Source organism: Trueperaceae bacterium, from assembly GCA_036381595.1.
GTDB lineage: Bacteria > Deinococcota > Deinococci > Deinococcales > Trueperaceae > DASVCN01.
In genome coordinates, this window is record DASVCN010000026.1 from 26,077 (window position 1) to 38,871 (window position 12,795).

12 protein-coding genes and 3 tRNA genes are annotated in these 12,795 nt (G+C 64.7%); 4 read left to right on the plus strand and 11 right to left on the minus strand.

Going from position 1 to position 12,795, the window contains the following annotated elements:
- Positions 1 to 11 precede the first annotated feature (11 nt).
- The 7 genes from VF168_09235 to rpsT form a co-directional block, all read right to left on the minus strand.
- Positions 12 to 1,121, minus strand: coding sequence for a hypothetical protein (locus VF168_09235; protein ID HEX7004357.1), 1,110 nt, complete (start codon positions 1,119 to 1,121; stop codon positions 12 to 14).
- A 1-nt stretch (position 1,122) separates the two neighbouring features.
- Positions 1,123 to 2,190, minus strand: coding sequence for a beta-propeller fold lactonase family protein (locus VF168_09240; protein HEX7004358.1), 1,068 nt, complete (start codon positions 2,188 to 2,190; stop codon positions 1,123 to 1,125).
- Positions 2,191 to 2,287: 97 nt separating this feature from the next.
- Positions 2,288 to 2,364 (minus strand) — tRNA-Arg (locus VF168_09245).
- A 31-nt stretch (positions 2,365 to 2,395) separates the two neighbouring features.
- Positions 2,396 to 2,488, minus strand: a tRNA-Ser gene (locus tag VF168_09250).
- Between the two features lie 24 nt (positions 2,489 to 2,512).
- Positions 2,513 to 2,603, minus strand: a tRNA-Ser gene (locus VF168_09255).
- Between the two features lie 70 nt (positions 2,604 to 2,673).
- Entirely contained in the window at positions 2,674 to 3,405 is a 732-nt protein-coding gene (locus tag VF168_09260) for an RNA methyltransferase (GenBank protein HEX7004359.1), read from the minus strand.
- A gap of 78 nt (positions 3,406 to 3,483) precedes the next feature.
- The gene (gene rpsT / locus VF168_09265) at positions 3,484 to 3,750 is read right to left on the minus strand and encodes a 30S ribosomal protein S20 (protein HEX7004360.1); all 267 of its coding nucleotides are present in this window, start codon (positions 3,748 to 3,750) and stop codon (positions 3,484 to 3,486) included.
- A gap of 179 nt (positions 3,751 to 3,929) precedes the next feature.
- On the opposite strand from rpsT, the gene VF168_09270 reads away from it, so the two are divergent.
- The gene (locus VF168_09270; GenBank protein ID HEX7004361.1) at positions 3,930 to 4,259 is read left to right on the plus strand and encodes a hypothetical protein; all 330 of its coding nucleotides are present in this window, start codon (positions 3,930 to 3,932) and stop codon (positions 4,257 to 4,259) included.
- Between the two features lie 342 nt (positions 4,260 to 4,601).
- On the opposite strand, the gene VF168_09275 is transcribed toward VF168_09270, so the two are convergent.
- Genes VF168_09275 through VF168_09285 form a run of 3 tightly spaced genes read right to left on the minus strand, consistent with a single transcriptional unit; the run spans position 4,602 to position 7,567 of the window.
- On the minus strand, positions 4,602 to 5,246 hold the full coding sequence (locus VF168_09275; GenBank protein HEX7004362.1) for a methyltransferase domain-containing protein: 645 nt from the start codon (positions 5,244 to 5,246) through the stop codon (positions 4,602 to 4,604).
- A gap of 20 nt (positions 5,247 to 5,266) precedes the next feature.
- Positions 5,267 to 5,920, minus strand: a complete 654-nt coding sequence (locus VF168_09280) for an HAD-IA family hydrolase (GenBank protein HEX7004363.1) — start codon at positions 5,918 to 5,920, stop codon at positions 5,267 to 5,269.
- Between the two features lie 54 nt (positions 5,921 to 5,974).
- On the minus strand, positions 5,975 to 7,567 hold the full coding sequence (locus VF168_09285; protein ID HEX7004364.1) for an MDR family MFS transporter: 1,593 nt from the start codon (positions 7,565 to 7,567) through the stop codon (positions 5,975 to 5,977).
- Between the two features lie 118 nt (positions 7,568 to 7,685).
- Here VF168_09285 and chrA point away from each other — a divergent pair, with 118 nt between their 5' ends.
- Entirely contained in the window at positions 7,686 to 8,864 is a 1,179-nt protein-coding gene (chrA, locus tag VF168_09290) for a chromate efflux transporter (GenBank protein HEX7004365.1), read from the plus strand.
- On the opposite strand, the gene VF168_09295 is transcribed toward chrA, so the two are convergent.
- The gene (locus VF168_09295; GenBank protein HEX7004366.1) at positions 8,802 to 10,142 is read right to left on the minus strand and encodes an ATP-binding protein; all 1,341 of its coding nucleotides are present in this window, start codon (positions 10,140 to 10,142) and stop codon (positions 8,802 to 8,804) included. The two genes, chrA and VF168_09295, sit on opposite strands and share 63 nt — an antisense overlap.
- Positions 10,143 to 10,321: 179 nt before the next feature.
- On the opposite strand from VF168_09295, the gene VF168_09300 reads away from it, so the two are divergent.
- Positions 10,322 to 11,479 (plus strand): multicopper oxidase domain-containing protein, encoded by a 1,158-nt coding sequence (locus VF168_09300; GenBank protein HEX7004367.1) that lies wholly within the window; start codon positions 10,322 to 10,324, stop codon positions 11,477 to 11,479.
- 31 nt (positions 11,480 to 11,510) lie between these two features.
- Entirely contained in the window at positions 11,511 to 12,695 is a 1,185-nt protein-coding gene (locus VF168_09305; GenBank protein HEX7004368.1) for a ZIP family metal transporter, read from the plus strand.
- The last annotated feature ends 100 nt before the right edge of the window (positions 12,696 to 12,795 follow it).

Sequence of the window (12,795 nt, forward strand, 5' to 3'; positions counted from 1 at the left end):
CGAGAGGGCCCTCAGCCTCCGAACAGTTGGGTTATCTCCTCGAGCCCCTGTTGTAGCTGCCTGCATAGCTCGAGCGGATCGCCCGTCGGCTCCTCGGCCTCCTCCACCGGCCGCTCCTCCTCATCGACCTCATCCCGGCCCTCGCCGGCTTCCTCGTCCTCCTCCTCGCCGCCCCCGGTGATGCCGTCGAGCGCGCTCTCGACCCGTTCGTGCGCCTCGGCCGCCAGCATCCCTACCGTTCCGGAGATCGACTCGTAGGCGTCCTGCACGGCGAGGGTGAGTTCCATCGCCAGGCCGTCGTTACCCTCCTCGAATGCGCTGCAAGCGGACGACGCCTGTCCTGCCCCCTTGGCCGCGACCCGCCCCAGTTCCCGTTCCGGGTAGAGGTTCGAGTCGGTGATCCCCTCGAGAAGGCTGGTTATCCGGTGCGCCGGTTCCTCCCCCGCCTCCGGATCGCCGCTCAGGTCCTCCGGCGGGATAGGCCCGGGATAGAGCTCGTCGAGCTCGAAGAGCGCCTCGTCCACCTCGTCGGACCGCCCGGCGACCTCCGGTTCCAGCTCGGCCCAGGCCTCCTTCACCTGCTGCAGCGCCCCCCAGCCCAGCGTGTACTCCCAGCGTTCGCCGGCCACTGCTTCTTCGTACCCTTCGGCAACGCCAGGTTCACCGAGTAGCAGTCGGGAGATGACGGCTGCCTTCACTCCGTTGCGCTCCGCGCCCTCGGGCCCGATCAGTCGCTGTCGGGCCTCCACCGCGAGGTCCGCCACCCGTTGAGCCACAGGCCGCAAGGCTTCGGTATCCCCCGCTTCGGACAACTCCGCCAGTTCGACCAGAGCGGCCTCGAGATCCCGGAGCAGTTGCGGCGCGGCCTCCTCCAGGCTCCCCGCGATGCGCGGCAGATCCTCTTCGAGCATTCTCCGGGCCTGCTCTGCCATCTCCTCCGGAAGTTCGCCGGTGGCAGCCACGGCGTCTAGGGCGGCTACTCTGGCCTCCACCAGATTGGTGACGTGCCCGTACCTGATCAGTTCGGCGGCATCGAAGTAGGGCTCGTTCGCGTACTGAGCGTGAACGACGCATGGAATGGCGAGCAGAAGGCACAGAACGAGCTTTCGGATCGGTCGCACGTCAATCCCCCTGCTCGGGCGCTATGCCGATGGAGGCCGAGTGGGCGCCACGTCCGACGCTGATGTTGTCGATGACTTCGAGCGTTTCCGTATCGATCACCGACACGCTGTCCGAGAGCCCATTGGCCGTGTAGAGACGGCTACCGTCGGGGGTTATGGCGATCCCCCAGGGGCGCCGGCCCATCCGCTCGCGGACCACATCCGTAACCTCCCGGGATCCGGTATCGATCACGTACACGGCGTTGGTGCCTCCGCCGGCAACGTAGAGGGTGGCGCCGTCAGGGGAGAGAGCCATCTCGACCGGTCGTGAGTCGAGGCCCAGGGAGATCGTGTCTATCACGCTGTGGGTGGAGGTGTCCACCACGGAAACGGTGCCGCCGATCTCGGCAGAGACGTAAGCGAGCGAGCCATCGTGAGAGAAGAGAACGACTCTCGGTCGGTTCCCTACCAGGAAATGCTTGACCAGCTTCATCTCCTGAGTATCGAAAACGCTGACCGTGTGACTGACCTCGCCGGTAACGTAGACGTAACGCCCGTCGGGGCTGACGTCGACCCCTTCCGATTCGATTCCCGTCTGGAAGATGGCGATCGTCTCCCCCGTTTCGAGGTCTATCCCCATCCCTTGAGCCCTCGCCTCGAGCGCGGCCCACACCTGGGTTCCGTCGGGGCTTATTGCCAATCTCTCGGGGTTGCCGCCGGCTTCGTACTCGGCTATGACTTCGTTCGTCGCTACATCGATCGCGACGATCTTGTCCTCCGGGGCCTCCAGCTCAGGGTTGAAGTCGCTGAGGGCGACGTAGATCGTCGCACCGTCGGGACTGACCGCCAAGCCGCGGGGTCGCACCTCGCCAGGACGGCCGGTCACCGTGATCTCGTCGATCACCTCCCCGGTCCCGGCGTCGATGACCGAGATGCTGGCGCCGTATTCGTGGGAGATGTAAACCCGGACATCGCCTTCTTCAGCTAGCTCACCCTCCTGGGCGAGGCCCATGGAGAGCGAGACAGCGACGAGTGCCGCTGTCAGGGTCCGGAAGATCGGTACGGGGTGGCCAAAAATCTTACGCGTCATGAAACGAGAGTATCTCGCTCAGGTAAGTGACTGGTAAGTGAACGTGAAGGCGGTAGACAACGAAGCGGAGCCGCTACGACTCCGCTTCCGTTTCTGATGGTGCGCCTGTGAGGATTCGAACCCCAGACCTGCTGATCCGTAGTCAGCCGCTCTATCCAACTGAGCTACAGGCGCTCGATCGTGCCGCCGTGCGTGCCTGGCGGTGTGGCGGAGAGGGAGGGATTCGAACCCTCGATAGAGGTTTTGCCCCTATACTCCCTTAGCAGGGGAGCGCCTTCAGCCGCTCGGCCACCTCTCCCGGCATTCGATGCCGACCGTCATCTGGCGGAGGGTGAGGGATTCGAACCCCCGATAGGGTGAAACCCTATTGCGGTTTTCAAGACCGCCGCTTTCAACCACTCAGCCAACCCTCCGGTCAGCACACACCAGCCCTCGGGCCTTCCGGTCAGCGTCGGCAAGTATACATACCCCGCTGAAAGGGTGTCAATGCGAAGGGTGACGGCCAGGAATGCGCTCAGGAGGCTGATCGGCGGCCCATCTCGCCTGGCTCCATAGTCCACGCAGAGCAGCAACTTCCCTGCTCGTGAGCGACGCCCGATCGAGCATCATCCTGAACATGTGCTCGACGCTCCCGGCCTTCAGTTCGTCGGTGTAGCCGATGTAGAGGAGCGTGTCCACCAACTGCTCGATCATCGGTTCGAATTCGTCGCGGGGCGCCCTTCTCGCCTGCGGACCCTCGTTCTCGGCTGGCGCGTCCCGCACGAACCACTCGTATGCCAGCAGGTTTACGGCCTGGGCCAGGTTGAGCGAAGAGTACTCGGCAGTCGGGATCCTCACGACCAACTGGCAAAGGTCGAGAGTGTCGTTGTCGAGCCCAGTGTCCTCGGGACCGAACAGCACGGCGCCGCCACTGATCGGAAGCAGGCTCACGCCTAACCTGGGAGCCATCACTCTGTACGAGTCCGACGCCCTTTCACGAGCAGTAGTGCCCAGCACGAAAGTGCAGCCGTTCAGCGCCTCCCGGCTCTCACGAACTATCCGCGCCTTGTCCAGTACATCGCTGGCATGCGAAGCCAGAGCGTACGCCTGACGGTCGAGGCGGCAACGCGGCGAGACGAGCACCAGCTCATCGAGCCCGAAGTTCTTCATCGCTCGAGCAACGCTGCCGACGTTGCCGCTGTGCTTCGTCGAAACGAGGACGATCCGGAGGCTCACCGGAGCAGGATAGCAGGGCGCATCAAGGAAACGGCGGCCCGCTGGGCCGCCTCGTCGAGTCGTTCTCTACCAGCGCTACTACGCCTGGGCGTTCTGGATCCGCTTGGCCAGCCGCGACTTCTTGCGTGCGGCGTTGTTCTTGTGAAGGGTCGAACCCTTGGCTGCCTTGTCGATGAGGCTCTGGGCGACCTTCTGGTACTTGGCCGCTCCCTCGGCGTCACCGGCCTCAGCCGCGGCGATAGCCTTCTTCGAGAAGGTACGGATCATGCTCTTCTTGGCGCGGTTCGCCAACCGGGCCCTCTCGGACTGCCGGTGGTACTTCATCGCAGACGGATTCCTTGCCATTCTTCTCCTTCGGCTCAACTCCAGGGTGGCTGGGGCGGACCCGCCCCTCGAGGCTCTTAGCCCGAGAATCGTAGCACAGGTACCATGGTGGTGCAACGAAGAGGGGAACGCGAACGGCACGCGCCGGGAGTATGGTCTGCCGCCCAGAGTCGCAGGCCTGAGGGGAATAGCCTTCCCCTATGGGGCGGATAGGAACTCTCACGATCATGGATGAGAACGGACGGGAGAAGAGTCTCGCCTGCGAGGGGGGACTCGATAGTCATCCGAACACCGAGGGCGGCCTCGTGATCGAGGGCTTGCTCAACGTGGATGGCGCGGCGCTCGAGGAGGCCCGCGAGGTACTCGAGCGGGCCCGTGGAGTAGATCAGCCGATGGCGCGCTTCACCGGGGAGGTCTACACCGTTGACCGGCGCGACACTCGCCGGGTGGAGAACGTACCGGTGCGGATCGAAGCGGTCGACGAGACCGGGAACGTGCGAGTGGAGTCGGACGGGGTCGTCTCGGCGTAGAGAGGAAACGACCGAGGTCTGCGTGGACAGGCAGCCACCGAGGTCTGCGTGAGGCCGGGAGCGACCTGGGTTGGCGTGTTCCGGAAGAGGGAGTGACCTGGGTTGGCTTGCCGACGCCAGAGAAGCAGGAATCGGACCCGCCCCCGTGGGTCCGATTCCTGAACTGGAAGGTGCTACCTTCCCCCGGCGGTTCCCGCTGCCCCCGTGAACAGAGTCTAGACGGGACTAGTGACACTGTATAGATACACTGGTATTGGTCGGCCTGTGACAGTAGGAGGAAGCGGTAGTTGACCCCAGCGGCAGTTGAGATCGAGGTTGGCCAACCGGGCGACCCACAGACGATCAGCTCTCACGGCGATACACCGCGACCTGCCAGATGCCCAACCTGCTGTGGAAGACGCGCACTAGCCCGGTCCCGGCGACCAGACGTTCCACCTCTGCTTCTCGATGAACGAATGCGCGGTAGCCGGTTCCGGTCAAGGCGATCAGGGCGTTGGCCAGCCGCGAGCCGAGACGGGTGACCAGGTTGTCCCTCGGGTAGACGAGTCCGTACAGCTTGGTCGCGCGTGAGGCCGAAGAGTCGATGAGTGCCGCTACATCGTGGTAGCAGCAGATCACCCGGTCGAGAGTTACGACCTCCGCCGGCGACTCGTCCTCGGCCAGTTCAGTGAAATCGCCGAACCTGAACGACATCCGCTCGCGCAGCCCCTGCCTCTCTGCCTCCTCCTCGGCGACGATCAGATAGGCGCGCGAGGCGTCGACCAGTCGAGCGGCCACGGCCCCGGCTTCCAGCAGGGCCAGTGCGATCGCGCCCACTCCCCCGCCGATGTCGATCACCTCGGCGCCGTCGACCCCCTCGTCCACTAGGGCGCGGATGAGCATCACGGTCGTGCGTCTGGGGCCCCCGCGCCGGTAACGCCGCAGGTCGTTCCGCGCGGCCCGCTGACCGAACACCCTCTCGAGACCAGCGCACTGTCTGCAGCTCAAGGGGGGGGCGACCCTCCCCGTCACGACGGCACCCCGGCCGCGGCCAGGAGCTTAGCCAGGCCGCCATCGAACCCCGGCAGCAGCGGCCACTCTTCGGGGAACGGCTGACCGGCAGTCACGTCGTTGGGTACGACCACGACGGCGAGGCCTGCGGCCACGGCCGCTGTGGCGCCATTGAGGGAGTCCTCCACCGCCAGGGCCTCTGCTGGCCTCACGCCAAGGAGACCGACCGCCAGCGAGTAGAGTTCCGGATTCGGCTTGACACGCGCCACATCGTCTCTGGTAGCCATCGCCCGGAAGTGCTTGCGCAGGCCGTGCCTTCCCAACCACTTCTCCACCCACTCCCGGTCGCTGCTGGTGGCCACGGCCAGGAGGTAACCCGCCTCTCGCGCCTCGTCCAGCACCTGCCTGACGCCCGGGCGAAGGTCCTGCCGGGCGATGTCCGAGGCGACCTCCTCGCTCAGCCGCTGAGCTATCCGCTCCCGGTCCTCACGGACGGCCGGCGGCAAACCGTGCCACGGATCGAATCCGCCCCAGGTACCTATTCCCTGTTGCCACTCGCCCAGGTCGAGAGTCAACCCGTGCTCCCCGTAAAGGGCCTGCCAGCGGAGGAACTCGGCCTTCTCGGTATCGAGGATGGTGCCGTCGAAATCGAAGACGAGTGCGCGAAGCATCCATCCAACTCTAGCGGAAGCAGGTCGGGTCCTGAATGGGGTAGTTCGGTCCGGTCAGTCCGCGGGAGGCGCCTCGGCCGAGCGGATCGACCTGCTTAGCGGCAGTTCCGGTATCTGCGTGGTCACCAGCCAGCCAGCGGCGACGATGAACAGACAGATGAAGTAGACCTTGCGGATGGCTTCGGCGAAGGCGGCTTCGATCACGGGCTGGAGCTGCGCCGGGATGCCGCCCTCGGGCAGGAGGCCGGCCTCTGCCGAGATGTTGCTGGCCATCGCGGCATCGGGGCCCATGGTGGCGTCGGGGCCCACGGCCGCGCCGAGCGAAGTGGCCAGGCTTGTGGCGAGCACCGTGCCTAGCACCGCAGTGCCGATTGCTCCACCGATCTGCCTGAAGAACTGGCTGGCGCTCGTCGCCTGGCCCAGTTTCCGAACGTCGACCGCGTTCTGGATCGCCAGCGTGTATAGCGGCATGGAGGGGCCCACGCCAAGACCGGCGATCACCATGTAGACCGTCACCCTCAGGTAGCTGATATCCGGTCCCATGTTGGAGAGGAGCAGGACGCCCACGAAGAGGATCGCGCCACCCAACAGCATCCAGAATCGGTAGTGTCCGTAGCGGGAAACGAGTTGGCCCGAAACCACCGACCCGAAGACGAGGCCGAGCGTCAGCGGCACCATGCTCAGCCCGGCTCCGGTAGCCGAGACGCCGACCACGTTCACGAGGAACAGCGGCAGGAACGCCACCGTGCTCAGGAAAGCCGCGCCCAGGAAGAAGCCACCGATATTGGCAGTAGTGAACACCTTGTTCCGGAAAAGGCCCAGGTCGAGGAGCGGGTTGCTGGCCCGGAGCGAGCGCAGCACGAAGAGCGCCAGCAGCACGAGCGCAGCCGACAGTAACCCCAGAGTGAGCGGTGAGCCCCAGCCGTAGCGCGTCTTGTCGAGCTGAAGGCCTAGTATCAAGGGGATGAGTCCGGCAACGAGAAGTGCCGTCGCCAGGTAGTCGAGGCGACCCTTCCGACCGGAGGGTCGCAGGGGCGGCATGCGGGTGATGATGAACCAGAGAGCGACGGCGCCGAACGGCACGTTGACGTAAAAGACCCAGCGCCACCCCGCCACGCCGGGCACGATCCCGCCGCCGTAGTCGGTGAGGAATCCGCCGAGGAGCGGGCCCAGGACGCTGGATACCCCGAAGACGCCTCCCACCAGACCCTGGTACTTGCCCCTTTCGGCAGGCGGGAAGAGGTCGGCGATGATGATGAAGGCGAGGCCCATGAGGCCGGCGCCCCCGAGTCCCTGTATGGCCCGGAAGATGATCAGCTGGGTCATGCCGTCGCCCAGCAGCGGCAGCGTGCCGAACTCGCCGGCAAGCCCGCAGAGGAACGAACCGAACAGGAACACGGAGATGGCGGCGAGCTCGATCGCCTTCCGACTGTACATATCGGCCAGCTTGCCGTAGACCGGTACCAGGATCGTCGAAGCGACGAGGTAGGCGGTGATCACCCAGGCGTAGCGGCTTAGTCCGTCGAGATCCTCGGCTATCCGGGGCAACGCGGTGGCGACGATCGTCTGGTCGATGGCGCCCAGGAACATCGCCAGGAGGATGCCGATGAGTGTATAGACGCGGGTGCGGGAGTCGAGCTCACTCATCTGTTGCGACTTCGATTCGGGCGGATGGGACGACAGTGGAGAAGCGCACCCGGCAACATTATTGTTCGTGGGAAGCACCATCTGTCGCTCGCGCTACCCCGGCTTTAAATTGGAAAGGATGCAGCCAGAAGAGCTAGAGCACCCCGCGGGAGTACGCCAGCGCGACGGCGAGCTGGCCGAGGTCGCTCGCCTGTTCACCAAATTGGGCTTCATCGCCTTCGGCGGACCGGCGGCGCATATCGCGCTGATGCACGACGAAGCGGTGGTGCGTCGAAAGTGGCTGAGCGAGGAGGAGTTCCTCGACCTGCTGGGCGCCACGAACCTGATACCCGGGCCCAACTCGACGGAGATGACGATGCACCTGGGTCTGCGGCGGGCCGGTTGGAGGGGACTCGTTGTCGGTGGCGCCTGCTTCATCCTGCCGGCGATGGCCATAGTGCTGGCGTTCGCCTGGGCCTATGTTCGCTACGGCGACCTTCCACAGGTCCAGTGGCTTCTCTACGGGGTGACCCCGGTGATAATCGCGGTTGTCTTCCAGGCCCTGTGGGGGCTGGGGCGCAAGGCCGTGAAGAACCTCCCCCTGCTCCTCCTCGGATCGCTGGTTCTGATCCTCTACCTCCTCGGCGCCGGCGAGATACCTCTGCTCTTCGGAGCCGGCCTCGTCTACATGCTGTTCAGGAACCTCGGAAGGTCGGGCATCGCCGCGATCCCACCGCTCCCACTCATCCTGCTGGCCCAGAACGCGCAGCTGCCTGCGATGGCAAGGCCGAGCGGCCTCGCCACGCTCTTCCTGCTCTTCCTCAAGATCGGTTCGGTGCTCTACGGGAGTGGCTACGTGCTCCTCGCCTTCCTGCAGAACGACTTCGTCGATCGACTGGGATGGCTCACGAACGCCCAACTCATCGATGCCGTGGCCGTAGGCCAGTTCACCCCCGGGCCGGTGTTCACTACCGCTACCTTCATCGGCTACGTCACGGGCGGATGGGGCGGCGCCGTACTGGCGACGCTCGGCATCTTCCTGCCCGGCTTCGTATTCGTCGCTCTGGTGAATCCGGTCGTGCCGCGTCTACGTGAATCGACTTGGTTCGGAGCGTTGCTCGACGGCGTGAACGTCGCCGCTCTGGCGTTGATGGCAGCGGTCACGCTCGAGCTCGCCGGCGCCGCGGTGGTCGACCTCTTCACCGCCTTCCTCGCGCTCACTGCAGCCGTTCTGCTGCTTCGCTACAGGGTCAATTCAGTCTGGCTGGTCCTTGGCGGCGGACTCGCCGGCCTTCTGTTCCGCATCCTCCAGGCCTGACGCCGCACCTGGAGCGTCGAAAGCCGGCTCTCGCCCGAGGCTGAACCAGAACGTGCTACCTACGCCCGGTTCCGAGTCGACACCCAAGCTTCCGCCGTGTCGATGGACGATACGGCGCACTGTCGCCAACCCTATGCCGCTGCCTTCGAACTCGCTCCTGGGATGCAGGCGCTGGAACGGGGCGAAAAGGCGGGCTGCGTAGCGCATGTCGAAACCCACGCCATTGTCTCTGACGTAGAAGCGACGCTCACCCTCCTCGTCCGTGGCGCCGAACTCGATTTGCGCGACATCCTCCCTGGCGGTGAACTTCCAGGCGTTACCGAGCAGGTTCTCGAGGAGGGTGCCGAGCATGTCGGGGTCGCCCGTCACGACCATACCCTTGCCGATCACGATCTGCGCGTTGCGATTGGGTGAGTTGCGGCGAAGCCGATCGACAACCCTTTTCGCCAGGCGACTCAGGTCCACCTCGACCCATTTCATGTCTCGTCTGGAGAGCCGCGAGAGTTCGAGCAGGTTGTCGATCAGATCGCCGATGAGCTGAGCGCCCGAACGTATTCGGCGCAGGTAGCCCTTGCCGACCTCGTCGAGGATCTCCTCGTAGTCCTCTAGCAGGGCCTGACTGAAGCCGTCGAGACCGCGTAAGGGAGCACGCAGGTCGTGCGAGATGGAATATGTGAGCGACTCGAGTTCCGCCTCCTGGCTCCTCAACTCGCTGCCCAAGCGAAGCCGGTCGTTCACCTCCCTCTGCAGTTGGGCGCTGGCCTCGGCTAGTTCCTCCATCCCCTCCGAGACCCTCTGCTGCAGCACGGTATTGAGCGCGTTGACCAGCTCGTGCTCCTCGCGCAACTCCTTGACCAGCCGTTCGCGCCCGACCTCCAGCTTCTTCTTGTCGGTCTCATCGCGGATCACCTTTGCGTAGCCGATGTGTACCCCGGCAGGGGTGAAGAGCGCGGTCATCACCCCATTGGCCCAGAAGCGGCTGCCGTCCTTGCGAAGGTGCCAGCGGACGTCGGCCGTTTCGCCCTCTCGCGCAGCGCGCTCGAACTCCTTGAGGGGCGCATGCTTGGCCCGGTCCTCCTCGGTGAATATGATGGCGCTCTTCTGGCCCACCCACTCGTTGACGGCATAACCCAACAGCTTCTCGACGCCAGGGTTCCAGCTGAGGATCGTGCCGCTCAGGTCGAGCCCGAACATCGCGAACTCGCTGGTGTTCTCCACGAGGAGGTCGTTCAGGTGGAATCCTTCGAGTATCACCTGTTCGTCCTCGCGCCTGCGCATCCGTTGACTCTTGCACAAGGTGCGGTAAGGGTTTGTTGCAACAGGTACGTTAGAACACCTGTCTAGCAAGAGGAGGACGCCACCTTCGACAGCGATTGGATAACTCGCTGAGCGACGACGCAGCGCTTGCAGACCGAAGCTTGACGGCTCCCTCGCGGCGGACTATCCTCGATTTAGGCATGGCTAATACTAAGGCTGGCAAGAAAGAGGACGGTAGCGCTCCAACAGGCGGTGTGCCGACGATGTCGGCCGACAACGGACGTCGCGCTCTGCTGAGGAATGGTCTGCTCGGGGGCGCTGCTTTCCTGGTTAGCCAGATCACGAGGCCATTCGTGGAGGCGTATGCCCAGGCCCCGGAACTGGACCGGCCGGGTCACGAGCACGTCGAGGCGCACGGCGGCATGACGACGGTGGGAACGGTCGATCATGCGCGCAACGGGTTCGACCCGAGCGTCATCCTCACCGACTGGGATACCGGGCGGTCGGGCGAAACAAGCGACGGCAAGCGGCTCCGCGAGTTCACGCTCACCGCCATCGACAAGGAGATAGAGATCGCTCCCGGCCTCTTCTTCCCCGCCTGGACATACAACGGCAGAGTTCCTGGCCCCACGATCAGGGTCACCGAGGGGGACCGGGTGAGGATCCACTTCGTCAATGGAGGTTCTCACCCCCACACCATCCACTTCCACGGCATCCACTCTGCCGAAATGGACGGGGTGCCCAACTTCGGTCGCGGGATGATAAACCCGGGCGAAGGGTTTACCTACGAGTTCGATGCGTTCCCCTTCGGCTCGCACCTCTACCACTGCCACGCCATCCCGCTCAAACGCCACATCCACAAGGGGCTCTACGGGTCATTCATAGTCGATCCCGATCCGGCACTCCACCCGGAACATAAGGAGGCAGCCATGTCGCGGCTGCTCGGAGCGCCGGAGAACGACCGTTGGCAGGAGCTGGTGATGGTGATGAACGGTTTCGACACCAACTTCGACGACGAGAACGAAGTCTACGCGGCCAACACCATCGCTCACGCCTACATGAAGCGACCCATCCACATCGAGCGGGACCGCCCCGTTCGCATCTACCTGAGCAACATGGTCGAGTTCGACCTCGTCAACTCGTTCCATCTGCACGCCAACTTCTTCGACTACTACGACCATGGGACGACACTCACGCCCACCCACCGCACTATCGACACCGTCATGCAGTGTCAGGCCCAGCGTGGGATCCTCGAGTTCTCCTTCGAGGGATTCGAGCCGGGTCAGTACATGTTCCACGCTCACCAGTCGGAGTTCGCGGAGCTCGGCTGGATGAGCCTCTTCGAGGTCGTCGCCTGATGACCAGGGCGGCCCAGGGAACGGCCGGGCCATGAGCGAGCGGTCGCTCGGTATGCCCACGAGAGCCAGGTGGCTCCTCGCCGTTCTGCCCCTGGGTCTGGTTGTCGGACTCGTCTGGTTCTACCTGGCCACCGACCCCTTGGAGCCACTCGGCGCGTCGGCCCCGCCTGTAGAAGAGCTCACGGTGGAACGATCCGTCATCGACGATCGGGGCTTCCACCTACATGTCCGTGCAGACGGGTCAGAGCCGATGCGGATCGCCCAGGTCCAGGTCGATGGCGCCTACTGGGAGTTCGACCTGGAACCGGCCGGGGCGCTGGCCAGGCTGGAGAGCGCCTGGGTGCACATCCCTTACCCATGGGTCGAGGGCGAAACGCATCTCGTCAGTTTGGTGACTGGCAGCGGACTGATATTCGAACACGAGATACCGGTCGCTATCGCGACGCCCACCTTCACCCTGTCGCGCCTGCTGGCGTTCGCCCTGCTTGGCCTCTACGTCGGCGTGGTTCCCGTTTCGCTCGGCTTGCTCTTCTATCCCTACCTGAAGACGCTCGGGGCTCGCGGCCTCCAGTTCCTGCTCGCGCTCACCATCGGCCTCCTAGCCTTCCTCCTGGTCGACACGCTCCAGGAGGGCCTCGAACTGGCCGCCGCCGCCGCGGCAGCGTTCCAGGCGCAGGCGGTAGTCTGGCTCGCCGCCGCGCTCACGTTCCTGGGCCTCCTCGTCGCAGGTCGACGCTCCGGCCAACCGCGAGGTGCCGCTCTGGCCTACTTCCTGGCCCTGGGCATCGGGCTCCACAATCTCGGCGAGGGCCTGGCGATCGGCGCGGCCTTCGCGGTGGGCGAGGTCGCCCTCGGCTCCTTCCTGGTGATCGGCTTCACGCTGCACAACATCACAGAAGGAATCGGCATCGCGGCTCCACTGACCCAGCGCCGATCCGCCTTCTGGACCTTCGTCGGCCTGGCCGCTCTGGCGGGGCTGCCGGCCGTGCTGGGTACATGGTTCGGAGCGTTCGCCTACGCTCCGCAGTGGGCGGCCCTGTTCCTCGGCATCGGCGCCGGGGCGATCCTGCAGGTGATCGTCGAAGTTGCAGCCTACCTGAGCAGCCTGGCCAGCCAGGACGAGCGCGCAGGTAACTGGTGGTCGTTTACCAACCTGGCGGGTGTCGCAACCGGCATCGTCGTTATGTACCTGACCGCCTTCCTGGTAAGTGTCTGACTGCAGTCAGCGCCCGTAGTCTGATCTCATCCTCGTCGGGGTACCGGCTCATGTCACGGAACAAGCAGAACCGGAGGGAGATCCTCCCTGTCCATCCACG